The organism is Synechococcus sp. MW101C3 (assembly GCF_002252635.1).
In the GTDB taxonomy this organism is placed as follows: Bacteria; Cyanobacteriota; Cyanobacteriia; order PCC-6307; family Cyanobiaceae; genus MW101C3.
Window position 1 is genome coordinate 97,767 of the sequence record NZ_NQKX01000009.1, and the last position, 22,774, is coordinate 120,540.

A 22,774-nucleotide genomic window follows, 5' to 3' on the forward strand; every position below is an offset into this window, starting at 1 on the left:
GGCGCAGGGGAGGGCCGGTGCCGGCTCAGGCGGCGACGGCCTCGGTGCTGCCGGTGCGCTGGCGCCGGGTGAGGAAGCCGAACAGCACCTTGCCGATGGCGGCCACCAGGTTGCCTTCCAACTCCTGGAACATCACCATGTTGAGGTGGAAGGCGTGGTTGGCCTCCTCCACGATGCGATCGGCCGTGGCTTGATCAATCGGCAACTGATCGAGGCTTTCGCGATAGCTGGCCTTGAAGGCCTTCTCATCGGGAATGGCATCGAATTCGTAGAACCGCAGGCCATCGTGTTCGCCCAGGTTCATCGCTTTCTGAGCGATGTTCTTGAGGATCTGGCCGCCGGAAAGGTCGCCGATGTAGCGGGTGTAGTGGTGACCCACCAGCAGCTCGGGGGATTCTTTGGCCACCTGATGAAGGCGTTCCACGTACTTCTGGGCGCCCGGAGTGGGCTGCACCTGCTGACGCCAGCCGGCGCCGAAGTAGAAGGCAAGATCAGCCTCAAGAGCGCTGCGGCGGTTGAGGGCGTCGTGGGCGATAGGCCCCACCACCGGGTGAGACTTGAGGGCGCCGATCTCTTCCTCCATCGCGCTGTACACGAAGTAGAGGTCGGCGACCAGCTTGCGGTAGCTGATCTTGTCGACCACCCCTTTGAGAAAGCAGGTGACGAAGCCGGTGTTCTCGGCCATCGTGTGCGCCTTTTTGGTGCCTTCGCGCAACTGTGAAGCAAGGGCGACAGCCATAGAAGCCGGTGTGCCGTAGGTCGTGGCCAACAAGTTAGGGCCGTGCTGCCGGCACGGGCGGCTCAGGTTGCGAAGGGTTAAGCGGCCTCGTCGCTGGCGGCGGCGGCTGGCCCCTCGCCCAGCAGGGCGAACAGGTCGCGGCAGACGAGCCGCAGCTTCTCCGCCACCTCGGGCTGGGGCAGGTTCACCCCACTCGCTTCCCAGTCGCCCACGGTGGCGAGCCGCCACTGCTCGCCCTGGAAGGTCATGCCGCTGAGCAGCACCCCCAGCAGCCGCGGGGTACCGCCGCCACCGGCGACCGGAGCCTCGGCGAGGCGCAGCTGCATCAGCAGGCTGCGGCACTGCAGGCGGGGGCTCCAGCCGGGGAAGTGGAAGGCCAGGTCCACCGAGGCCTGCTCCTCGAAGCGGCGGGTGTCGGGGTCGTCGCGCCAGGGGGTGAGATTGGCGCGGGCATCAGGGAAATGGCGCCGGAACAGGGCGGCGGCGGAGGCGATGGCGTGGGCCATCTCCGGACTTCGGGCCAGGTCTGCCGCATTCATGGCGTTTCCCCTGAGCAGAACAGCGGATGGAACGGAACCTAGGCTCCGCGAGCCGACCCATGCTGGAGTTTCCCGAGGGAGGCTGCGCCAGCGGGCCGGCACCACGACCACGGACCGCCGTCGGTCGCGCCGTTTCCCCCCTCCTGCCGCCGATGGTGACCCTGTCCGCTCCGTCCTACGAAAAGCTCACCCCACCCGAAAACGGCACGGCGATCCGCTTCGAGAACGGCCTTCCGGTGGTGCCGTCCGACCCGATCATCCCCTTCATCCGCGGCGACGGCACCGGCGTGGACATCTGGCCCGCCACCCAGCGGGTGCTGGATGCGGCCGTGGCCAAGGCCTACGGCGGCGAGCGGCGCATCGAGTGGTTCAAGGTGTACGCCGGCGACGAGGCCTGCGAGCTCTACGGCACCTATCAATACCTGCCGCAGGACACGCTCACCGCGATCGAGCAGTTCGGCGTGGCGATCAAGGGCCCGCTCACCACGCCGATCGGCGGTGGCATTCGTTCGCTGAACGTGGCCCTGCGCCAGATCTTCGACCTCTACTGCTGTGTGCGCCCCTGCCGCTACTACGAAGGCACCCCCAGCCCCCACAAGCGGCCCCAGGACCTCGATGTGGTGGTGTACCGGGAGAACACCGAAGATATCTACATGGGGATCGAGTGGGAAGCCACCGATCCGGTGTGCGTGGAGCTGATCGCCCACCTCAACGACACGGTGATTCCGGCCAACGGCAAGCTCGGCAAACGCCGCATCCCGGAGGGGGCCGGCATCGGCATCAAGCCGGTGAGCAAGGCGGGCACCCAGCGCCACGTGCGCAAGGCGATCCAGCACGCCCTGGGGCTGGAGGGCGCCAAACGCCACGTCACCCTGGTGCACAAGGGCAACATCATGAAGTTCACGGAAGGGGCCTTCCGAGACTGGGGCTACGAGCTGGCCACCAGCGAATTCCGCGACCAGTGCGTGACCGAGCGGGAAAGCTGGATCCTCGGCAACCTGGAGCGCAACCACGGCCTCAGCGTCGAAGACAACGCCCGCCTGATCGAACCCGGCTACGACAGCCTCACCCCCGAGAAGAAAGCGGCGGTGGACGCGGAAGTGAAAGGGGTGCTCGACAGCATCGGCGAGAGCCACGGCTACGGCAAGTGGAAGAGCATGGTGCTCGTCGACGACCGCATCGCCGACAGCATCTTCCAGCAGATCCAGACCAGGCCCCAGGAGTATTCGGTGCTCTGCACCCTCAACCTCAACGGCGATTACATCTCCGATGCGGCGGCGGCGGTGGTGGGCGGCCTGGGCATGGCGCCGGGGGCGAACATCGGCGACAACGCCGCCATCTTCGAAGCCACCCACGGCACCGCGCCCAAGCATGCGGGGCTGGATCGGATCAACCCGGGCTCGGTGATCCTCAGCGGCGTGATGATGCTCGAGTACATGGGCTGGCAGGAAGCGGCTGATCTGATCACTGCGGGGATCAGCGCCGCGATCGCCAATGGGGAGGTCACCTACGACCTGGCCCGGCTGATGGAACCGCGGGTGGATCCGGTGAGCTGCTCCGGCTTCGCCGAGGCCGTGGTGCGCCACTTCGGCGGCTGAAGCCCGGAGATTCCGGGCAGGGGTGCGGCCGAGGACAATCGGGGGGATGCGTGCCCCCCCCATCAGATCGCTCGCAGAGCCGAGATCGACGGCCTCAGAGCCGTCGCCATCGTTGCCGTCATCGTCAACCACCTGAACAAGTCCCTGCTGCCGAGCGGCTATGTCGGGGTTGACGTTTTTTTTGTGATCTCCGGCTACGTGATCACCCGATCGCTGGAGCACAGGCCAACGGCCGACAGCCGCGGAGCCTTCCTGGCCGGGTTCTACCGCCGACGCATCCAGCGACTGGTCCCGGCTCTGAGCGCTTGTGTCGTCGTCACCGCCTTGCTGACCTGCCTGGTGGTTCCTGATCCGGCGGCCTCCCTGTGGACAGGGCTTCTTGCGCTGGCGGGGGCCTCGAACGTGTTCCTGCACCAGCAGGCCACCGATTACTTCGGCACCAGCGCCCAGCTCAACAGCTTCACCCAGACCTGGTTCCTGGGTGTGGATTATCAGTTTTATCTGGTGTTTCCGCTGGCTGCCTGGCAGCTCGGACTTGGCAGAGCCGGGGGAGCGGGGCGAAGGCGGTTTCGCCTGGGGATGGCCCTGGTGGCCGTGCTGTCACTGATCCTGTTCCTGCAGATGCGGCAGGTCGATTCATCCGCCGCCTACTTCCTCACGGGGCCGAGAGTCTGGGAGTTGGCGGTCGGTTGTCTGCTGACTGCGAACGGGGAGGATCCGCAGGGGGAACCCGGACAGGCCCCCCTTCGCGACGGGCTGGCTTGGGGGGCCTTCCTGGCTCTGGTCGGCGTGACCCTGGCGCCCCAGGGTTCCAGTTCGATCCCGATGCTGGTCAGCGTGGCGGCAACCTGCGCGCTGATCCGAACCCTGCGGGGACGTTCCTTGCTCGGCCGGCTCCTCACGTGCCCCCCGGTGCTCCGCATCGGCCAGATTTCGTACTCGCTCTACCTGTGGCACTGGAGCGTCATCGTGCTCAGCCGCTGGACGATCGGCATCCACGCCTGGAGTGTGCCGTTTCAGTTGCTGCTGATCCTGGGGCTGGCAGAACTGTCCTACCGGACGCTTGAAACCCCCTTCGGTTCGAAGCCGTGGGCCCCCACCAACCAACAGACCATCCTGATCGGAGTCGGAATCAACACCGCCGCCGCAACCATGCTGCTGTTGCTGATCGGCGGAGGGCTCGGACCCCATCTTTATCTCGGCCAGCGGCCGGCCACGTTGTCCGAGGAACGGCGGAACCAGCGCATTGCCGGCACGACCATCACCTCAACGGCCTGTCTGATCGATCGAAACGATGTGCTCGATCGCCCTCAGATCGATGCCAAGGCCAGGACCTGCTCGGTCGAGTCCGCGCCCCAGGGCGCAGCCCAAGGTCGGACCATCTTCGTGGTCGGTGACAGCCATGCCACTGCCTTGATTCCCCTGGCCGCCGAGCTCCACCGGGAGGGCGCCGGAATCACACTGCTGACCAAAGCCGGCTGCCCGTTCCCGGCCACCGCATTCGGCCATCTGGATCCTGGCTGTGAGCGCTTCCAGGATGAGATTGCTTCCCGGATCCTCGCCACCAGCCGACCCGGAGATGGCGTTCTGATCGCGGGCTATCAGCTCAGTCACCTGGGCAGCGGCCTGCGGGCCACCCGTGACCATTTCCTGGATCGAACCGGACAGCCGGTGCGGGGCACCGAAGCGAAGACGGCGCTTTACATGAAGGCGCTGGATGCCTTTTCAGACAGGGCTGGTGCCAAGGGGCTGCAGGTCGCCCTGATCGGGGCCAGTCCGAGGCTGATCGGACGGGAGCTCTGTCTGCCGGAGTGGTTCCGCCCCGCTCGATGGAGCGAGCCCTGCCTGAACACCCTGCGAGAGGATGCCACCTCCACCAGGACGATCAACGTTCAACTGAGCCGGAATCTCCCTGACCGCGTGCGCTTCATCGATCCGATGCCGTGGATCTGCCCGAAGGGCTGCTCCCTCGACGATCTGAAGTGGCAGCTGGCCGACGACGACCATCTCACCGCCGCGGCGGTTCGGCGGCTGAAGCAGCCGGTCCTGGAAGCCCTGAGCCGGGCAGACTGAGTGCCATGCCTTCTCCAGTCACCGATCCCTGCATCCACTGCGGTTTCTGCCTGCCCACCTGCGCCAGCTACCGGGTGCTGGGCACGGAGATGGATTCACCGCGGGGGCGTATCCACATGCTCAAGGCGATCAATGCCGGTGAGCTGGCGCTGGATGCCACCGTGGCGAGCCACTTCGATTCCTGCCTGGGCTGCCTCGCCTGCGTGAGCGCCTGCCCGGCCGGTGTCCGCTACGACGAACTGATCGAGGCCACCCGCCCGAAACTCAACGCCCTGGAGCTGCGCAGCGGCAGCCAGTGGGCCTTCCGCAGGCTGCTGTTCCAGTTGCTGCCCTATCCCCAGCGGCTCCGGGCCGTACTGCAGCCGCTGCGGCTCTATGCCGGCACACCGCTGCAACGGCTGGCCCGGCGCAGCGGCCTCACCCGCCTGTTCGGGCCCGGGCTGGCGGCGATGGAGCGGCTGCTGCCGCCGCTGGCCGAGGAGTCGTTCACCGATCCGCTGCCGCTGGTAACCCCGGCCCGGGGCGAGCGGCGCTACCGCGTGGGCCTCGTGCTGGGCTGCGTGCAGCGGTTGTTCGAGCCGGCCGTGAACCGGGCGGCGGTGCAGGTGCTGAGCGCCAACGGCATCGAGGTGGTGATCCCGCCGGCCCAGGGCTGCTGCGGCGCCGTCACCCACCACCAGGGGGAAGAGGCCCAGACCCATGCCCTGGCCGCAGCCTTGATCGACGCCTTCGACGCCGTGATCGGCCCGGGCAAGCCGGCGGGCGCCGAACCGCTCGATGCGGTGCTGGTGGCGGCCTCCGGCTGTGGCCACACGCTCAAGGCCTACGGCCGCCTGCTGGCCGGTGATCCGGCCTGGGCCGCGCGCGGCAGCGCCTTCGGGGGCCGTGTGGCGGACATCCAGGAATTCCTGCACCGGGTGGGGTTGAGCGAAGCGGTGCGCCAGCGGTTGCAGCCGCTGCGCCACAGCGACGGCAGCCGCGCCAGCGCCGAGCGTCCGCTGCGGCTCGCTTATCACGATGCCTGCCACATGCTGCACGGCCAGGGGCTGCGCGAACAGCCCCGGGCGCTGCTGCGCCAGATCCCTCACCTGCGGCTGCTGGAGGCCACAGAAGCGGGGGTGTGCTGCGGCAGCGCCGGTATCTACAACCTGGTGCAACCCGTGGAAGCCGCCGAGCTGGGCCGCCTCAAAGCCACCGACCTGAGCAGCACCGGCGCCGACCTGGCGGTGAGCGCCAACATCGGCTGCACGCTGCAGATCCGGCAGCATATGGAGAGCGCGCCGCGGCCGCTGGCGGTGCTGCATCCGGTGCAGCTGCTGGCCATGAGCCTGGATGGCGGATCCGACCGGCCGGCTTGAGCGGCCAGAAGCAGGGAACGGCGCAGCGGAGCGCCAGGCACCAACACGACGCGGAGCGTGATGCACCACCGCTTCGATGCTCACTTCCACATCATCGATCCAGCCTTTCCGCTGCTGCCGAACCACGGCTTTCTGCCCGAGCCCTTCACCGTCGCCGACTACCGCCGCAGCACCGAGGTCCTGGGAATCACGGCAGGGGCGGTGGTATCAGGCTCCTTCCAGGGTTTCGGTCAACGCCATCTGCTCAGTGCCCTGCAGCAACTGGGCCCTGGCTTCGTGGGTGTGATCCAGCTGTCGGCCCAGGCCACCGATGCGGAGATCCTCGCGCTCAACGCCAGGGGCGTGCGGGCCGTGCGCTTCAACCTGCGGCGTGGGGGCTCAGAACGCGTGCAGCACCTGGAGGCGCTGGCGCTGCGCCTGCATGCGCTGGTGGGCTGGCCTGTGGAGCTGTATGTGGAGTCGCGTGAGCTGGCGGCCCTGCAGCCGTTGCTGCGGCGGCTGCCGGCGGTGAGCATCGATCACCTCGGCCTCTCGCGCGACGGCTTTGCCACGCTGCTGCAGCTCGCCGAGCAGGGCGTGCGCGTGAAAGCCAGCGGCTTCTCCCGGGTGGAGCTGCCGGTGGCCGAGGCCCTGGGCGCCCTGCACGCCGCCAATCCCCAGGCCCTGATGTTCGGCACCGACCTGCCGTCCACGCGGGCGCCGCGGCCGTTCCACCCCAGCGACCTCACTCTGCTGATCGACACCCTGGGCGAGCCGGCAGCACAGAAGGCCCTGTGGAGCAATGCGGCCTCCTTCTACCGGCTGCCGGCGCCATCGGTCTGAACTCAGCCTCACCTCAGCACCTCAGCGCCAAACACCACACCCGGGTTCCAAACAGCAACCTTCAGGCTTCCTGGTTCCTGGTTCCTGGCACAACATGGCCAGGGAGCCCGCTCCCCAAGCCAGTGCCCCCTGCTGCCCGTCTGCTGGCCGTCGCCAACGCCCTGCTGAACCTGGCGTCAGCGGAGGTGGCCGCCGATGCGCGGCAGGCGGCAGCTGGTGATGCAGGCGATCACTGCTCCATCTGCTCCCAGGCCTGCCGCAGCGTGTCCGCCTGGCCCAGATTGCCGGGAAAGGTGAGCACCGGCAGCAGCGGCGCGGTTTCGTGCTCCGCGCCCGTGCGCAGCATCGACAGCCCAGGCAGCAGCTGACCCTCCAGCCGCACCTGGCTGAGGCCCAGCCCTTCGGCCAGCAGGGTCTGGCTGGTGATGCCCCCCTTGCTGATCAGGTACCCCAGCTGCGGCGCCAGCGCGCCCCCCAGCCGGGCCATCGCCGCCGCCAGGGCCAGGCCCAGCCGCCGCCGCTCCTCGGCATGGCGGCAGACCAGCTCCCCCCGGCTGGTGAACAGCACCGGGGTGCGGCCGCTGGCCAGCACGGCGCGCAGCTGTGCCAGCCAGGCCGCTTCCAGTGAGGGCAGCAAATGGTCGGGCAGGGGGCCTTCCAGCACCCGCGCCACACGGGCCACCGGGATCTCCACGCCTACGCAACCCGGCGCCGCCAGCAACCGCTCCAACTGGGCATCGGCCAGCGGCACGTGCGATCCCACCAGCACCAGCCCCGGCAGGGGGCCCGAGGCCGCGCGCCGGCGCAGGCCGGCCAGGGCCGCCGGGTTCAGGGGCTGCGGCGGCAAGTCCACCAGGGCGTTCAGCAGGCTGGCGGCCGACTGGAACAGCAGCCGCAGCGGCCGTTGGCCCGCCGGGGGCTGCACCACGGCGCGCACCGCCTCTCCCAGCACCTGCAGCTGCTGCGGACGCTCCGCATCCACCACCACCCAGGGGTTACCCGACAGCCCGCGCAACCGCTGGATCAACACCTCACGGCCGGCCGGCACCAGTTCGTCCAGGCCGATCTGCTGCACCGCCGCGGCCAGCAGCCGCCCGCCGCTCTTCTCGGCCAGCCAGTCACGCAGCACGCTGGTGCCGTAGCCGAAGCGGCGATCACGGGCGAAGGGTGTGCGATGCACCGGCTCGCCGTGCAGCAGATGGCAGCCCCCCACCGTGGTGCGCCCCCCTTCCAGGAAGGCGGGCACCAGCAGGGTGGCGTCGAAGGGGCCCAGCTCCGCGGCGATCAGCTCCGCCTCCAGCGGCGTGTGCCCCCGCAGGGTGGAGTCGCCACGGCTCACCACCAGCCAGCGATCGATGCCGGCCGCCGCCAGCGCCGGCCGCAGCGCCCGGCAGATCTGGCGCACCCGATCGGCCGCCGGCTCCGGCTCCAGGGCACGGGTGTCGGTGAGCAGGAACAGCAGCGGCGACGGGTCGCGCAGGGCGCTCAGCAGGGTGTCCGGATCCCAGCGGAGCAGCAGCAGGCAGCCATGCACCGTCTGCGAACCGGTGGGATCGTCGTCGAAAACGACCACCTTGAACGGGGATGCGGGTGGGGGGGGCGGGGCGGCCATGGCACCATCGTGCCGTGATCACTCCCGCGTCCCACGAGCTGCCCGACCTCGTGCGGCAGCTGCATGCCGCCGGCACACCGTGGCTGCCTGCCGGCACGGGCAGCCGCCTGGGCTGGGGGCCGCCGGTGCGGCACACCGACACGGTGCTGAGCGTGGCGCGCCTGAACCGCCTGCTCGACCACGCCAGCGGCGATTTCACCGTGACCGTGGAGGCTGGGCTGCCGCTGCGTGAGCTGCAGGAGGCCCTGCGCGCGCGCAACCAGTGGCTCGCCGTCGACTGGCCCTGGGGCACAGGCGCCAACGGCGAAGGGGCCGGCAGCGTGGGCGGGCTGGTGGCTCGGGGGCTCGGCGGCGGCCTGCGCCAGCGCTACCTGGGTGTGCGCGATCAGGTGATCGGCATCGGCCTGCTGCGCGCCGATGGTGTGGCCGCCCACGCCGGCGGCCGGGTGGTGAAGAACGTGGCCGGCTACGACCTGATGCGCCTGTTCACGGGCAGCTGGGGCGCGCTCGGCCTGATCACCGAACTCACCCTGCGCACCTTCCCGCTGCCGCCGCAACGGCGCGGGCTGCTGGTGCAGGGGCCGCTGGAGGGGCTGGAGCGCCTGCGCCAGTGGCTGCTGCGCTCCAGCCTCACCCCCGAACTGATCGACTGGTGGAGCAGTGCCCTGGCGGAGCAGGCCGGAGCCGAAGCCCAGCCCGCCCTGCTGCTGGCCCTGGCCAGTGTGAGCAGCGAGGCCCTGGACGACCAGCTCGTCACCCTGCGCGCCCAGGCCGACAGCCACGCACTCAAGGGGCTGCCGCTCGATCCCGAACGGCTGGAGGCCCTGCGCGTGCTGGGGCTCGGCGGCCAGCAGCCGCAACCGGTATCCGGCGCAGACGAGCCGCTCTGGCTGCTGCGGCCGGGTGTGCTGCCCAGCCACACCGCGGCGCTGCTGGCGGATCGCTCCGTCGCCGGCCTGCCGCTGGCCCTGGGGGCCGGCAGCGGCCTCGGCTACGCGTGGTCGGCGGCGGCGGCCCTGCCGGCCTACCGGGTGGAAGCACTGCGGCGCCGCTGCCAGGAGCTGGGCGGCCAGCTCACGGTGCTGCAGCAACCCAGCGGCAGCACCGTGCCCGCCTGGGAGGACGCCCCTGCCGTGGCGATGATCCAGGCGGTCAAGCGCCAGTTCGACCCAAGGCAGCAACTGGCCCGCGGGCGCCTGCCGGGCGTCAGAGCGGCCTGAGCACGTAGCGACTCTGCAGCGTGCAGCTCGCGCCGGCTGCCACCTCCAGCCGCCGGTCGCCGCTCACCAGTGCGCCGCGTGGGCCGGTCCAGGGCTCCAGGCACACCATCGGCCGGGGCGGATCGGTCCACACCACGGCCAGGTCAAAGGGGGCGAAGGGTTGCAGCTCCAGCGCCAGCCCGGCATCCGGATCCACCAGCCGCACCGGCCCCTCGGGCCGCGCCAGCAGGTCCACCCCAGCGGCCAGCGGCGCGAGTGTGGCGGCGGTGTCCGCCTCCGCCATCAGCTGATGGTTGAAGCAGCGCTCCGGCAGCCCTTCCAGGTGCACCGCGGCGTTGCCGCTGTCTGGCGCCGGCAGCGCCGACACATTGAAGTAGGGGTGCAGGCCGAAGCTGAAGGGCAGCGGCCGCCGGCCGCTGTTCTCCAGCACCGCCGTGATCGCCAGGGCAGCAGGCTCAAGGCGCAGCTGCAGCCGCAGGCAGAAAGGGAACGGAAAGGCCGCCAGGGTGGCAGGGCTGTCGCGCAGCTCGAGTTCCACCCCCGCCTCCTGGGGCAGGGCGCGCAGCTGCCAGGGCAGATCCCGGGCGAAGCCGTGCTGACGCAGGGTGAAGCTGCCCTCCGGCAACGGCAACTGATCGCCCGGCAGGTTGCCGCAGATCGGAAACAGCACCGGCATTCCCCCCCGCACCGAGAGGGCGGGATCGGCAAAACGCTCCGCATCGAGATACAGCAGCTCGCGGCCATTGCAACGCCAGCCGGTGAGCAGGCCGCCCCGCTCAGGCACCAGGCGCAGCAGGTCGGGGCTGCCCGGAGCATCGGAGTTGCCCGGAGCGCTGTACTCCCAGTGGGGATAGGGAAGGGTTCGTTGCAGGAGGGGCATGGCTCAGGCGCTCGGCAGGCCGGCCACCCACTCCAGCAGGGCGGCGTTCACCTGATCGGGCACCTCATCGTGGGGGCAATGGCCGGCGTCGAGCACCACCTCGGCGGTGCCGGCGGGGGCGTGGCGCTGGAAGGCGGCGCGGCGGCCCACGGCATTGATCCAGGGGTCGCGGATGCCCCAGAGCAGGAGGAGCGGGGCGGTGAGGGCGGCGAACAGCTCATCGAGCGGCTGACCGCTCGGGATGTCGAACACGGTGCGGAACACCCCGAAAGCGCCCGGGTCGCGTGAGGGGCGCAGGATCGATTCCACCAGCGCCTCATCGACGTTGGTGCGATCGATGTACACCTGATGGAGGGTGCGGCGGATCGTGGAGCGGCGGCGCAGGTTTTCGAACAGCAGCCGCTGTAGCACCGGGCTGCGCAGCAGCGCTCCCCCGATCGTGCGCCGCGCGATCGCCCCCCAGCCCTGGGGAGGCGCCTGCTCGTCGCTGAAGGGGCCGGCCGCATTGATCAGCACCACACCGGCGGCGTCGGGGCCCAGCGCCACACCGGCGGCCAGCACGGCAAAGCCGCCGAGGGAGTTGCCCACCAGCACGGTGGGGCGGCCGATGCGTTCGTGCACGTAGGCGGCCAGCTGGTCGCGCCAGAGGGCCCCGCCATAACGCAGCTCGCCGGGCTTGGCACTGCGGCCGAAGCCCAGCAGGTCGATGGCATGCACCTCGTGCCGTGCCGCCAGGGCCGGAATGTTGTAGCGCCAGTGGTCGGTGGAAGCACCGAAGCCGTGCACCAGCAGGAAGGCCGGCCCCACCGGCTCTGCGGGGGCGGCCCGCACCGCGTGCACGGCATGGCCCAGGTAAGTCCAGGGCTGCGCGCAGGGAAGGGCGGGGGAAGGGGTAGCCGGCACCACGGCGGTGCCGGGCTCTGCGCTGGGTGCTGCGCTTGAAGGGATCACCGGAAGCCTGCCTCGGTGGCCGATGCTAGGGAGCAGTTTGAGCGGCCCGCTCCGTGCGCGACTGGTCCAGCCTGCTGTCGGGGGGGGCGCTGTGGGCGCTGGCGCTCTACCTGCCGCTGACGGTGCCGCTGGCGCGCTTCGAGGAAGCACTGGCCGACGGGCCGCTGAACGAAGGCCTGCGCCAGCTGGCCCTGGTGGTGAGCAGCCTGCTGCTGGCCCTGGTTGTGGGGGGAATCACCCAGCTGGGCCTGAGCTGGGCGCTCAGCCCGAGCTGGGCGGCCAGCCTCGGGCTGATGGCGGTGCTGGCCGGAGCCTTCTGGGGGCTGGCCAGCCGCCGCGATTCCGAGTGAGTCAGGCCGGCTGTTCGGCCGGCGCTTCCTTGCCTCCGAGCACCAGGCGCAGCAGCAGCGGTGCCAGGAAGGTGGTGCCGATCACCATGATCAGGATGGCGGCCTCCAGCGCAGGGTTGAGCAGCTTGGCCTGGGTGCCGAGGCCGAGGAAGATCAGGCCCACTTCGCCGCGGGGCATCATCCCCAGACCCACCACCAGCCGGTTGGTTTTCTCCTTGCTGAGGTAGCTCCAGCCGGACACCAGCTTGCCGAGGATCGCCACGGTGAGCAGGAAGGCGGCCACCACCAGGCCTTCGCGGTTGCTGGGGTCGAGCGGATTGAGCACCGAGAGATCCATGCTCGTGCCGATCAGCACGAAGAAGATGGTGGCGAACAGGGCCACCAGCGGCTTCACCGTGTCCTGGATCAGATGGGTGTGCTTCGAGCTGCTCAGGATCAGGCCGGCGGCGAAGGCACCGAGGGCCGCTTCGAGGCCGATGGCCTGGGCCGCGAAGCAGCAGAGGCAGAGCACCACGAAGGACGCCACCACCACTTCACCGGGGGCCTTGAGCTGATCCAGAACCCAGTCAAACAGGGGGGCAGCCGTGCGGCTGAGGAACAGGGACGCCGCCACGAACACCGCCGCGGCCACCAGCAGCTTGATGATCGGGCCGATCTCCAGAGCGCCGCCACCGGCCAGGGCCACCACCACCGCCAGGATCACGATGCCGAGGATGTCGTCGAGCACGGCGGCGCCGATCACGATCTGACCTTCCTTGGTGCGCAGATATTTGAGTTCGCCGAACACACTCGCCGTGATGCCGATGCTGGTGGCGGTCATCGCCGCACCCGCGAACACCGCCGGGATCAATGGCAGATGGAAGATATAGAGAAGGCCGAGCGTGCCGAGCGCGAAGGGCACCACCACGCCGGTCACGGCCACGGTGCTGGCCTGCAGGCCCACCGCCACCAGCTCATCGAGTTCACTCTCGAGGCCGGTGAGGAACAACAGCGCGAACAGGCCGAGCGTGGCGAGCGATTCCAGATTCGGGAACGTGGAGTTGTAGATCGACTGCACCACGTCGGGAGTGACATCCGACAGTGAGCTGACCAGATTCAGCAGCGTGCTGTTCAGCTGCGCACCGGTTTCGGGGGGAAGGATGAAATGGAGGCCGGAGAATCCGATCAGCACACCGGCCAGCAGCTCCCCGAGGATCGTGGGCAGCTGCAATCGCACCATCACTTCGGCGAGCGCACGGGCCGCTACGAAGATCAGCAGGATCCGCCCAACCGAGATCAAGGTGGAAGCCACCTCCATCTCATGGGAGCCCATCTGGAGCAACAACTGAGGGACAGACGAGATCATTGGGTGGAGGTCGTTCCCCGGCGGGGAGCAGCAAATTGCGTTGGACCTTAATGGGAATCCTGCTGATCTGACATGTGTCGAACCCGACGGATTGCAGCGTTCGGCCCCGCAAGGGGGCGGTGGGAGTGCGCCTGGGCGAAGGCGCGAAGGGCGAGCGCAGCGGCGGCCCCGGCGGCAGCGCGGGGGTGAGGGAACGCCCATCCAGGGGCGAGCGGCCTTGCGGCCACGGCGGTGCTTGAACAGCCTGTCCCTGAGTCGGGACGACCCGCGTGCTGCAGCCGACCGTCCTGGCGCCGCACCGTGCCTACGGTTCCGGGTGCGCCCCGAGCCCCATCTCCGCCCTTCGCCACCCGCTCCCATGACGATCACCTCGGCCAGCAGCGCTGGCCAGACCCAGGGGACAGGGACCCAGGCCCCGCTTGATGCCGTCGAACTGCAGCGGCTGGATGCCTGGTGGCGCGCCGCCAACTATCTGGCGGTGGGGATGATCTATCTGCAGGCCAACCCGCTGCTGCGCGAGCCGCTCAAGCACGAGCACATCAAGAACCGGCTGCTGGGGCACTGGGGCTCCAGCCCGGGCCAGGCGTTCATCTGGGCCCACGCCAACCGCCTGATCCGCGCCCACGATCTGGAGATGATCTACCTGTCGGGGCCAGGCCATGGCGCCCCCGGCGTGCTGGGCCCCACCTACCTCGACGGCAGCTACAGCGAGATCTATCCCGACAAGTCCCAGGACGCCCAAGGGCTGCGCAGCTTCTTCAAGCAGTTCTCCTTTCCCGGCCACATCGGCAGCCACTGCACCCCGGAAACCCCCGGCTCGATCCACGAGGGCGGCGAGCTCGGCTACGTGCTCTCGCACGCCTGCGGCGCCGTCTTCGACAACCCCGAGCTGATCGCCCTGGCCTGCGTGGGGGATGGCGAGGCCGAAACCGGCCCGCTGGCCACCTCCTGGCACATCAACAAGTTCCTCAACCCGATCAGCGATGGCGCCGTGCTGCCGGTGCTGCACCTCAACGGCTACAAGATCGCCAACCCCACGCTGCTGGCCCGCATCAGCCGCGACGAGCTGGAAAGCCTGATGCGCGGCTACGGCTGGACGCCCTTGTTCGTGGAAGGGCATGAGCCGGCGGCCATGCACCAGGCGATGGCCGCCGCCATGGATGAGGCGGTGGACCAGATCCTCAGCGCCCGCGCCCAGGCGCGCCAGAGCGGCGAAGCGTTCCGGCCCGCCTGGCCAATGATCGTGCTGCGCTCTCCCAAGGGCTGGACCGGCCCCACCGAGCTGAACGGCAAGAAGCTGGAAGGCTTCTGGCGGTCGCACCAGGTGCCCCTGCCGGCCCCCAACAAGGACCCCGAGCAGCTGCAGATGCTGGAGAGCTGGCTGCGCAGCTATCGGCCTGAGGAGCTGTTCGATGAAGGCGGCACCTTGATGGCCGAACTCAGGGCCCTCTCTCCCACGGGCCAGCGGCGCATGGGCTCCAGCCCCCATGCCAATGGCGGTCTGCTGCGCCGCAAGCTGCGCCTGCCGCCGATGGAGGCCTACGAGGTGCCGGTGGATCACCCCGGTCAGCGGGAGCATGAGAACACGGCGCCGCTGGGCGAGCTGCTGCGCGACACCATCGCCCGCAACCCGGACAGCATGCGCGTGTTCGGCCCCGACGAGACCGCCTCCAACCGACTGCAGGCGATCTACGAGGTGAGCAAGAAGGTGTGGATGGAGGACATCCTTCCGGAAGACAGCGGCGGCAGCGAACTAGCCCGCAACGGCCGGGTGGTGGAGATGCTCTCGGAGCACACCCTGGTGGGAATGATGGAGGGCTACCTGCTCACCGGCCGAAATGGCCTGTTCCACACCTACGAGGCCTTCGCCCATGTGATCGCCTCGATGTTCAACCAGCACGCCAAGTGGCTGGAATCGTGCATTCACCACGCCCCCTGGCGGGCGCCGATCGCCCCCTGGAACTGCCTGATCTCCTCCACCGTGTGGCGCCAGGATCACAACGGCTTCACCCACCAGGATCCCGGCTTCATCGACCTGGCCGGCAACAAGAGCGGTGAGGTGGTGCGGGTGTATCTGCCGGCCGATGCCAACTGCCTGTTGGCGGTGGCGGAGGAGGCGTTCCTGGAGCCCAACGTCTGCAACGTGATCGTCTCCGACAAACAGAAGCACCTGCAGTACTTCACCCTGGAGCAGGCGCGGCGCCATGTGGCCAAGGGGATCGGCATCGTCTCCTGGGCCAGCAACGACGATGACGGCACCGCACCGGATGAACCTGATGTGGTGATGGCCTGCGCCGGTGACATCCCCAGCAAGGAAACGCTGGCGGCGGTGGAGATCCTGCGCCATCAGATTCCCACTCTCAAGATCCGCGTGATCAATGTGGTGAAGCTGTTCGCCCTCACCAAGCCCAGCGAGCACCCGCACGGGCTCTCCGACCGCGACTTCGACAGCCTGTTCACAACGGACAAGCCCGTGCTGTTCAACTTCCACGGCTATCCCTGGCTGATTCACCGGCTCACCTATCACCGCAGCAACCACGGCAACATGCACGTGCGGGGCTACAAGGAGAAGGGCAACATCAACACACCGCTGGAACTGGCGATGAACAACCAGATCGACCGCTTCAATCTGGTGATCGACGTGATCGACCGGGTGCCCTCGCTGGGATCACGGGCCGCCCACGTCAAGGAGAGGATGAAGGAGGAAATCCTGCGGCACCGCGCCTACGCCCACATCCACGGCATGGACACCCCCGAGGTGACCAACTGGCGCTGGAGCCTTCCGGCCCCGTCAGTAGCGCCCGGCGCCTGAACCGGCGCCTTCTCTCCTCTCCCGCGCCCCTTACCCGCCCCACTCGATGACCGAAACCCAGGCCCGCCAGCTGCAGCTGCCCACCCCCGGCTGCTATGCCGATCCCCAGCGCAGCGGTCTCACGGCGGACGATCTGTTCGACAGCGTCACCGGTCACCTCTTCTACACACTCGGCAAGCTGGCACCGGTCGCCACCCGCCACGACGCCTACCTGGCGCTCAGCTACGCGGTGCGGGACCGGCTGATGACGCGTTATCTGGCAGGGGTGGAGGCGATCTCGGCCTCGCCACGGCGGGTGGTGGCCTACCTTTCGGCCGAGTTCCTGATCGGCCCCCAGCTCGGCAACAACCTGGTGATGCTCGGCATCCAGGACGAGGCAGCCGAGGCGATGCGTCGCTTCGGTATCGAGAGCCTGGAGGAGGTGCTGGAGGTGGAGGAGGAGCCGGGGCTGGGCAACGGCGGCCTCGGCCGCCTGGCGGCCTGCTACCTGGAATCCCTGGCCAGCCTGGAGATTCCGGCCACCGGCTACGGCATCCGCTACGAGTTCGGCATCTTCGATCAGCTGGTCCGCGACGGCTGGCAGGTGGAGATCACCGACAAGTGGCTCAAGACCGGCTGGCCCTGGGAGCTGCCGCGGCCTGATCAGGCCTGCACCGTGGGCTTCGGCGGTCACACCGAGACCTACCGCGACGCGCAGAACTGCCTGCGGGTGCGCTGGGTGCCGGCGCAGCAGGCGATCGGCATCCCCCACGACGTGCCAGTGCTGGGCTACCAGGTGAACACCTGCGACCGGCTGCGGCTGTGGAAGGCGGAAGCCTCGGAAAGCTTCGACTTCTACGCCTTCAACATTGGCGATTACTACGGCGCCGTGGAAGAGAAGGTGGGCTCGGAGAACCTCACCAAGGTGCTTTACCCCAACGACGGCACCGATGAGGGGCGCCGGCTACGGCTCAAGCAGCAGCACTTCTTCGTGAGCTGCTCCCTGCAGGACATGGTGCGCAGCCTCGATGCCCGCCAGCTGCCGATCAGCGAGTTCCCCGATCACTGGGCCGTGCAGCTCAATGACACCCACCCGTCGATCGCCGTGGCCGAACTGATGCGGCTGCTGATCGATGAGAAGCACCTGGAGTGGGATCAGGCCTGGGACATCACCACCCGCTCGCTGTCTTACACCAACCACACCCTGCTGCCGGAGGCGCTGGAGAAGTGGGGCCTCAATCTGTTCAGCAGCCTGCTGCCGCGCCATCTGGAGCTGATCTTCGAGATCAACCGGCGCTTCCTGCAGACGGTGCGCATGAAGTACCCCGGCAACGATCAGATCCTGAGGCGGGTGTCGATCATTGCCGAGGACGGCGAAAAGGCCGTGCGCATGGCCAATCTGGCCACCGTGGGCTCCCATCACGTCAACGGGGTGGCGGCGCTGCACAGCGAGCTGGTGCGCACCGAGCTCTTCCCCGATTACGCCGCCATCTGGCCGGAGAAGTTCCTCAACGTCACCAACGGCGTGACGCCCCGCCGCTGGATCGCCCTCTCAAACCCGCTGCTGCGCAGCCTGCTGGATGAAACGATCAGCGCCGACTGGGTGCGCGATCTCGATCTCCTGCGGGAACTGGAACGCTTCCAGCACGACAGCGCCTTCCTCGAGCGCTGGGGCCAGATGAAACTGGCCGTCAAGCGGCGGCTCACCACTTACGTGCACCAGACCACGGGCCTGCTGGTGGATCCCGCCACGATGTTCGATGTGCAGGTGAAGCGGATCCACGAATACAAACGCCAGCACCTCAATGCACTGCAGGTGATCGTGCAGTACCTGCGCATCAAGCACGGACTGGCCGATGGTCAGGCGCCGCGCACGGTGATCTTCGGCGGCAAGGCGGCCCCTGGCTATTACATGGCCAAGCTGATCATCCGCTTCCTCAATGGCATCGCCGATACGGTCAATGCCGACCCCGACATGGACGGGAGGCTGCGGGTGATCTTCCTGGCCGATTACAACGTGAAGCTGGGCGAGCGGGTGTACCCCGCCTCCGATCTTTCCGAGCAGATCTCCACCGCTGGCCTGGAAGCCTCCGGCACCGGCAACATGAAATTCGCCATGAACGGCGCCCTCACGATCGGCACCCTCGATGGCGCCAACGTGGAGATCCGCGAACAGGTGGGCGAGGAGAACTTCTTCCTATTCGGCCGCACCACCGACGGCATCGAGGCCCTGCGCCGCGAGGGCTACCGGCCGTGGGAATGGATCAACGGCATGCCGGAGCTGGCCGAAGCGCTGCGGTTGATCGAGCAGGGCCATTTCAGCAACGGCGACACCGAACTGTTCAAGCCGCTGCTGGAGAACCTCACCGGCCGCGATCCCTTCTATGTGCTCGCTGATTTCACCGATTACCTGCGCGCCCAGGATGCGGTCAGCGCCGCCTGGGCCGATCGGGAGCACTGGAACCGCATGTCGCTGCTCAACACCGCACGCACCGGCTTCTTCTCCTCCGACCGCTCGATCCGGGAGTACGCCGAACGCATCTGGAAGGTGAAGCCCTTTCCGATCACGATCAGCTGCGCCATCGAAGGGGCCGAATCCCCCTGAGCCGGAGGCCGCGATGGAGCCCAGCGCAACGCAGGCCGCCGATCTGGTGCTGGTGCTCAACGTGGGCAGCTCCAGCCTCAAGGCTTGCCTGATCGACCCGGCCGGCACGCGGCTGTGGCAGGACCAGCGCCCCTGGGATCCCGCCGCAGCGGACGAGGTCCTGGCGTCGTTCCTGCCACAGGCGCTGGCCCCGTGGCGTCAGCGCCTGCTGCTCACCGCCCACCGGGTGGTGCACGGCGGTGCCGCGCTCACGGAGCCCACCTGGATCACCCCGGCTCAGGAGGCGGCCCTGGAGGCGCTGGTGCCCCTGGCCCCCCTGCACAACGGGCCGGCGCTGGTGGTGATTCGCTGGATGATGCGCTGGCTGCCGCAGCTGCCGCAGTGGGCCTGCTTTGACACCGCCTTTCACGGCACCCTGCCGCGGGCGGCTTTCACCTACGCCATCCCCGCCGCCTGGCGCGCCGAGGGGTTGCGGCGTTTCGGCTTTCATGGGCTCAACCACCAGCACGTGAGTGAAGTGGTGGCGGTGCCGCGGCTGATCAGCTGCCACCTGGGGGCGGGCTGCTCCCTGGCGGCGGTGCGCAACGGCCTGAGCATCGACACCACGATGGGGTTCACGCCGCTGGAGGGGCTGGTGATGGCCAGCCGCAGCGGCTCGGTGGATCCCGGCCTGCTGCTCGATCGCCTACGGCAGGGCATGAGTGCTGCTGAGCTCGATCACGCTCTGCAGCACGAAAGCGGCCTGCGGGGGCTCTCGGAACTGAGCGGCGACATGCGCAGACTGCGGCAGGCGGCGGCGGCGGGCCACACCGGCGCCCAGCTGGCGCTGGAGGTGTTTCTGCACCGATTGCTTCAGGGCATCGGTGCCATGGCCGCCAGCCTGGGCGGGGTGGACGCGATCGCGCTCAGCGGCGGCATCGGCCAGAACGACTTGCTGCTGGAGCAGGAGCTGCGGGAGCACCTGGCCTGGCTGCCACCGTTTCAGCTGCTGCGCGTTGCCGCCGATGAGGAGGGCATGGCCGCCCGGCTCTGCCGCCGGGCCAGCGGCGGCAGAGCCGGGCCGAGCGAACACTGACGCTCAGCTGCGATCGGGCAGATCGGGGGTCTGGTGCAGCAGACGGTTGAGACGCAGACGATCGGCATTGAGCGGATCGGGAGCCAGCTCACCGGCCGTTTCCCGGAACTTCTGCTCCACCTCCTCCGGCACCCGCACATCAAAGATGCGCTCCATCAACGCCTCGATCGAGAAGAGGTGGGCATTGATGTTTTCGAGGTCACTGATCGCCTGCTGCAGGCTGTCCTGCTCCGGCGCGTCGTCGTCAGGCGCCTGGCCATCGGGCGCAACGGACCCGGCGGTGGCAGCGGCTGCATCGGTGGCGTCGTCGCCATGGGTTTTCTGCAGCTCTTCCAGCACGCGGCCCGCCAGGGTACGGAAGGCCTGAAGGGCAGCCCAGTTGAGCTCCTGCTGTTGGCGCAGGCTGGGATTTTCGCGGATCAGTCGGTCGTGCTCCCGATAGAAACGCTGACAATCAGGGCATTGGCAGGGCTCTTCGGGCACCGCGCTCCCTTGGTTCTTCTCAAACCATCATGCCATTGGACGCCAACCTGTGCCGTCAGGCGAGATCGATACAGGAATCCCCGGTGAAATCATCGTCACCGAAGAGGTCGCCATCCTCCACCTGGGCGGCAGGCAAAGGAATTTCGATCGTGCTCACCACCTGAATCACATCGCGCAGCCGCATCGAATCGGCGAACCAGCTCATCGCCTGCTCCATGTCACCGCGCCGCTCCGCCTCACCGGCCTGCTCCTCGTGCGCTTCAGTGAGCAGGGCCAGCCAGCAGAGGCAACGGGCCTGCACCACGGAAAGATCGAGCTCATCGGGCTGGCCCCGGGCGATCCTTTCGCTCTCCTGCTGCACCAACAGCCTCAGCCGCAGATCATGGAGCTGGGTCATGCTCAGAAAACGACCTCCCCTACACTAGTGGCGGTGGCCCGTTCAAGCACGGCACCAGTGGTAGTGCCTGCTACCCCTCTGCAAGGTCTGTATGGCCGCGAAGCGAGGTGGTGAGGTGCGGCGGTGAACCGTGTCTGCGGCTGTTTCCTGCCGCTGGCAGTGCCGGGGCCGGGGCCTGGTGAGTGTCGTTGCAGCGGTTCCCGCACGTCGGGCGGCGGCCGGCGGCGGCGTTCCGGGCCCAGGCTTCAGGCGTTGAGCGGCGCAAGGCCCAGATCCTGGCGCCAGTCGCTCAATGGGCGTTCCCAGTGGTCTTCAAAGCGCTGGGCAATCACCAGGCAGCCGGCCGAGAGGCCCATGGCAAAACCGTTGCTCAAGGCCTGCAACAGCGGGGCGATCGGTTCATCGTCCTGGAGCGTTTTCAGCAGGCCGCCGAAGATCAGCATCACCGCCAGCGGGGAGCGCACCTGGGCCAGATTGAAGGCCTGCAGACCGAGCTCGCCCACCGCATCGGTGCCGAAGCCGGTGAGCACATGCACGATGTCGTGGGTTTCGCGCAGGCGGTGCACCAGGTAGTCGGACGCGGAAGTGATCGGCGCAGGGTCAAGCAGCGCCTCCGGGGACAGGCCCTGCTCGCTCAGGTGCCGGGCATACGCATGGCCGAGGCTGCCTACCGGCATGGCTTCGAGCGCCTCAAGGTCCAGCGGTTGCGGTCGCCAGCCTTCTGCCACCAACGCCGCCATCTGCGGGTTGGCGAGCAGATGGCGGTGCATCTGATTGGACAGCGGACTGTTCTGCAGACTCCGCGCCACCGCAAACACGCTGTCGAGCTGGTCGGGGTTGCGCAGAAAGCCGCTCAGTGCCGCCACCATGCGCAGCGACTGCAGGCGCTGGGGAAGGTTGAACATGTGAGCGCTGGATGATTGCGACCATGTTGCCACCGCTGCACCAGGCGGCCGGCGCAGATCACCGTGATTCCAACGCCCTTCGAGGGATGCGCCGATCCATGAACGCCACAGCGCAAGCCATGGCAAGGTGAACAACATCACCGCAACTGCACCCCAATTGCTGACTCTGCTGCAGTGAATAGTGCAGTCAACGCGAATGGGGAAGAGCCAGCCCGACGGACAGTGCCAACGGCAGACTGCGAGCCTGGAGAACAGCAAGCCTGGAGAACAGCAAGCCAGGAGAACAGCGAGCCTGGAGAACAGCGGTGTGTGTCAAGTGGAGATAATCTGGCTACACCGGAGTTCGCGGTTGGTTGCCGATGGCACAGCCGCCCCCATCAGGCCCTTCCGCTGGCTGAAAGCCACCCGATGAACCAAGACCTCACCACACCCCGAAGACCACGGCTCACCTCAGCCTTTCAGCGGCTGATGTCGGTGCATTGGTGGATGGCAGGGCTCTATCTGTTGTTGTTCAGCGGCGGTGCCTTCATGGCCCAGCTGAGTCGCGAGGTGTCTTTTCGTGGCTCTCTCTATGACATCCACAAATCGATCGGCCTGCTCACCATCGCCCTGCTGCTCTGGCGGATCGTGGTGCTGCAGCAGGTGTGGTGGAAGAAGTACACCCGGCACCTGCCTCGGTTGAGCCCGAAATGGTGGCGCAACATGCTGCTTCACGCCCTGCTGTATGGCTTCATGGTGGTGGTTCCACTGGCCGGGTTGCTGCTGTCCAATTCCTTCAAGGCAGGCAATGTCGCCTTCTTCGGCCTTGTGATTCCCGATCTGTTTCCTGAAAACAAGGCAATGGTGGAGCTGGGCCGCAGCCTGCACTTCTGGCTCTCCTACACCTTCCTGGCCTTCATCGTTCTGCACACCCTCGCCCAGTGGCGCGTCGTGCAGGCCAACCTGCGCCGGCTGGGTGACACCATCAAGCGCCGGCGGGCCTCAGGGGTTGTTTCGCACTGAAGCGGTCGGCATCGGTCAGAGGCCGCGCA

Annotated in this window: 19 protein-coding genes; 10 read left to right on the forward strand and 9 right to left on the reverse strand. The window is 68.2% G+C overall.

All coding sequences use genetic code 11. From position 1 onward, the window contains the following. Positions 1-25: 25 nt before the first annotated feature. A complete protein-coding gene (locus tag CJZ80_RS12455) occupies positions 26-739 on the reverse strand; it encodes a heme oxygenase (biliverdin-producing) (protein ID WP_094513739.1) in 714 nt (237 codons plus the stop codon). Between the two features lie 77 nt (positions 740-816). After that, a complete protein-coding gene (locus CJZ80_RS12460; RefSeq protein ID WP_094513741.1) occupies positions 817-1,278 on the reverse strand; it encodes a hypothetical protein in 462 nt (153 codons plus the stop codon). A gap of 152 nt (positions 1,279-1,430) precedes the next feature. On the opposite strand from CJZ80_RS12460, the gene CJZ80_RS12465 reads away from it, so the two are divergent. From CJZ80_RS12465 to CJZ80_RS12480, 4 genes are all read left to right on the forward strand, one after another. Further along, positions 1,431-2,876, forward strand: coding sequence for an NADP-dependent isocitrate dehydrogenase (locus tag CJZ80_RS12465; RefSeq protein WP_094513744.1), 1,446 nt, complete (start codon positions 1,431-1,433; stop codon positions 2,874-2,876). An 84-nt stretch (positions 2,877-2,960) separates the two neighbouring features. After that, the gene (locus CJZ80_RS12470; protein ID WP_255374179.1) at positions 2,961-4,949 is read left to right on the forward strand and encodes an acyltransferase family protein; all 1,989 of its coding nucleotides are present in this window, start codon (positions 2,961-2,963) and stop codon (positions 4,947-4,949) included. Positions 4,950-4,954: 5 nt separating this feature from the next. Continuing rightward, entirely contained in the window at positions 4,955-6,307 is a 1,353-nt protein-coding gene (locus CJZ80_RS12475) for a (Fe-S)-binding protein (protein WP_094513749.1), read from the forward strand. A 60-nt stretch (positions 6,308-6,367) separates the two neighbouring features. Continuing rightward, the gene (locus tag CJZ80_RS12480; protein WP_094513751.1) at positions 6,368-7,129 is read left to right on the forward strand and encodes an amidohydrolase; all 762 of its coding nucleotides are present in this window, start codon (positions 6,368-6,370) and stop codon (positions 7,127-7,129) included. A gap of 229 nt (positions 7,130-7,358) precedes the next feature. Here the strand turns inward: CJZ80_RS12480 and CJZ80_RS12485 are convergent, their stop codons facing one another. Continuing rightward, entirely contained in the window at positions 7,359-8,741 is a 1,383-nt protein-coding gene (locus CJZ80_RS12485; protein WP_094513754.1) for a four-carbon acid sugar kinase family protein, read from the reverse strand. A gap of 14 nt (positions 8,742-8,755) precedes the next feature. On the opposite strand from CJZ80_RS12485, the gene CJZ80_RS12490 reads away from it, so the two are divergent. Next, positions 8,756-9,961 carry an FAD-binding oxidoreductase gene (locus tag CJZ80_RS12490; RefSeq protein ID WP_094513758.1) on the forward strand — a complete coding sequence of 402 codons (1,206 nt, stop codon included), beginning with the start codon at positions 8,756-8,758 and terminating at the stop codon, positions 9,959-9,961. On the opposite strand, the gene CJZ80_RS12495 is transcribed toward CJZ80_RS12490, so the two are convergent. Together CJZ80_RS12495 and CJZ80_RS12500 are read right to left on the reverse strand one after the other, a co-directional pair. Continuing rightward, entirely contained in the window at positions 9,948-10,841 is an 894-nt protein-coding gene (locus CJZ80_RS12495) for a galactose mutarotase (protein WP_094513762.1), read from the reverse strand. The two genes, CJZ80_RS12490 and CJZ80_RS12495, sit on opposite strands and share 14 nt — an antisense overlap. A 3-nt stretch (positions 10,842-10,844) precedes the next feature. After that, a complete protein-coding gene (locus tag CJZ80_RS12500; protein WP_094514009.1) occupies positions 10,845-11,744 on the reverse strand; it encodes an alpha/beta fold hydrolase in 900 nt (299 codons plus the stop codon). A 101-nt stretch (positions 11,745-11,845) separates the two neighbouring features. Between CJZ80_RS12500 and CJZ80_RS12505 the strand changes: the two genes are divergently transcribed. Beyond that, positions 11,846-12,142 (forward strand): hypothetical protein, encoded by a 297-nt coding sequence (locus CJZ80_RS12505; protein ID WP_094513766.1) that lies wholly within the window; start codon positions 11,846-11,848, stop codon positions 12,140-12,142. Position 12,143: 1 nt separating this feature from the next. Here CJZ80_RS12505 and CJZ80_RS12510 read toward each other — a convergent pair whose 3' ends face one another. Further along, positions 12,144-13,439: a cation:proton antiporter gene (locus CJZ80_RS12510; RefSeq protein ID WP_233133090.1), complete on the reverse strand. Its 1,296-nt coding sequence runs from the start codon at positions 13,437-13,439 to the stop codon at positions 12,144-12,146. Positions 13,440-13,845: 406 nt separating this feature from the next. Between CJZ80_RS12510 and CJZ80_RS12515 the strand changes: the two genes are divergently transcribed. The 3 genes from CJZ80_RS12515 to CJZ80_RS12525 are packed head-to-tail and all read left to right on the forward strand — an operon-like array spanning position 13,846 to position 19,958. Further along, complete coding sequence (locus CJZ80_RS12515) at positions 13,846-16,299, forward strand: phosphoketolase (protein WP_094513772.1); 2,454 nt, start codon at positions 13,846-13,848, stop codon at positions 16,297-16,299. A 46-nt stretch (positions 16,300-16,345) separates the two neighbouring features. Continuing rightward, positions 16,346-18,883, forward strand: coding sequence for a glycogen/starch/alpha-glucan phosphorylase (locus CJZ80_RS12520; RefSeq protein ID WP_094513775.1), 2,538 nt, complete (start codon positions 16,346-16,348; stop codon positions 18,881-18,883). 13 nt (positions 18,884-18,896) lie between these two features. Further along, a complete protein-coding gene (locus tag CJZ80_RS12525) occupies positions 18,897-19,958 on the forward strand; it encodes an acetate/propionate family kinase (protein WP_094513778.1) in 1,062 nt (353 codons plus the stop codon). A gap of 3 nt (positions 19,959-19,961) precedes the next feature. Here the strand turns inward: CJZ80_RS12525 and CJZ80_RS12530 are convergent, their stop codons facing one another. From CJZ80_RS12530 to CJZ80_RS12540, 3 genes are all read right to left on the reverse strand, one after another. Continuing rightward, the gene (locus tag CJZ80_RS12530; RefSeq protein ID WP_094513781.1) at positions 19,962-20,441 is read right to left on the reverse strand and encodes a hypothetical protein; all 480 of its coding nucleotides are present in this window, start codon (positions 20,439-20,441) and stop codon (positions 19,962-19,964) included. 55 nt (positions 20,442-20,496) lie between these two features. Beyond that, positions 20,497-20,838 (reverse strand): hypothetical protein, encoded by a 342-nt coding sequence (locus CJZ80_RS12535; RefSeq protein ID WP_094513784.1) that lies wholly within the window; start codon positions 20,836-20,838, stop codon positions 20,497-20,499. 245 nt (positions 20,839-21,083) lie between these two features. Next, positions 21,084-21,743 (reverse strand): Coq4 family protein, encoded by a 660-nt coding sequence (locus CJZ80_RS12540; protein WP_094513787.1) that lies wholly within the window; start codon positions 21,741-21,743, stop codon positions 21,084-21,086. A 408-nt stretch (positions 21,744-22,151) separates the two neighbouring features. Here CJZ80_RS12540 and CJZ80_RS12545 point away from each other — a divergent pair, with 408 nt between their 5' ends. Then, positions 22,152-22,745, forward strand: coding sequence for a cytochrome b (locus CJZ80_RS12545; protein WP_094513790.1), 594 nt, complete (start codon positions 22,152-22,154; stop codon positions 22,743-22,745). Positions 22,746-22,774: the final 29 nt, after the last annotated feature.

Bases quoted from the DNA above. Each gene is read 5' to 3' on its own strand.
- CJZ80_RS12455 (WP_094513739.1), bottom strand. From the start codon at position 739: ATGGCTGTCGCCCTTGCTTCACAGTTGCGCGAAGGCACCAAAAAGGCG.
- CJZ80_RS12460 (WP_094513741.1), bottom strand. From the start codon at position 1,278: ATGAATGCGGCAGACCTGGCCCGAAGTCCGGAGATGGCCCACGCCATC.
- CJZ80_RS12465 (WP_094513744.1), top strand. From the start codon at position 1,431: ATGGTGACCCTGTCCGCTCCGTCCTACGAAAAGCTCACCCCACCCGAA.
- CJZ80_RS12475 (WP_094513749.1), top strand. From the start codon at position 4,955: ATGCCTTCTCCAGTCACCGATCCCTGCATCCACTGCGGTTTCTGCCTG.
- CJZ80_RS12480 (WP_094513751.1), top strand. From the start codon at position 6,368: ATGCACCACCGCTTCGATGCTCACTTCCACATCATCGATCCAGCCTTT.
- CJZ80_RS12485 (WP_094513754.1), bottom strand. From the start codon at position 8,741: ATGGCCGCCCCGCCCCCCCCACCCGCATCCCCGTTCAAGGTGGTCGTT.
- CJZ80_RS12495 (WP_094513762.1), bottom strand. From the start codon at position 10,841: ATGCCCCTCCTGCAACGAACCCTTCCCTATCCCCACTGGGAGTACAGC.
- CJZ80_RS12510 (WP_233133090.1), bottom strand. From the start codon at position 13,439: ATGGAGGTGGCTTCCACCTTGATCTCGGTTGGGCGGATCCTGCTGATC.
- CJZ80_RS12515 (WP_094513772.1), top strand. From the start codon at position 13,846: ATGACGATCACCTCGGCCAGCAGCGCTGGCCAGACCCAGGGGACAGGG.
- CJZ80_RS12520 (WP_094513775.1), top strand. From the start codon at position 16,346: ATGACCGAAACCCAGGCCCGCCAGCTGCAGCTGCCCACCCCCGGCTGC.
- CJZ80_RS12525 (WP_094513778.1), top strand. From the start codon at position 18,897: ATGGAGCCCAGCGCAACGCAGGCCGCCGATCTGGTGCTGGTGCTCAAC.
- CJZ80_RS12535 (WP_094513784.1), bottom strand. From the start codon at position 20,838: ATGACCCAGCTCCATGATCTGCGGCTGAGGCTGTTGGTGCAGCAGGAG.
- CJZ80_RS12540 (WP_094513787.1), bottom strand. From the start codon at position 21,743: ATGTTCAACCTTCCCCAGCGCCTGCAGTCGCTGCGCATGGTGGCGGCA.
- CJZ80_RS12545 (WP_094513790.1), top strand. From the start codon at position 22,152: ATGAACCAAGACCTCACCACACCCCGAAGACCACGGCTCACCTCAGCC.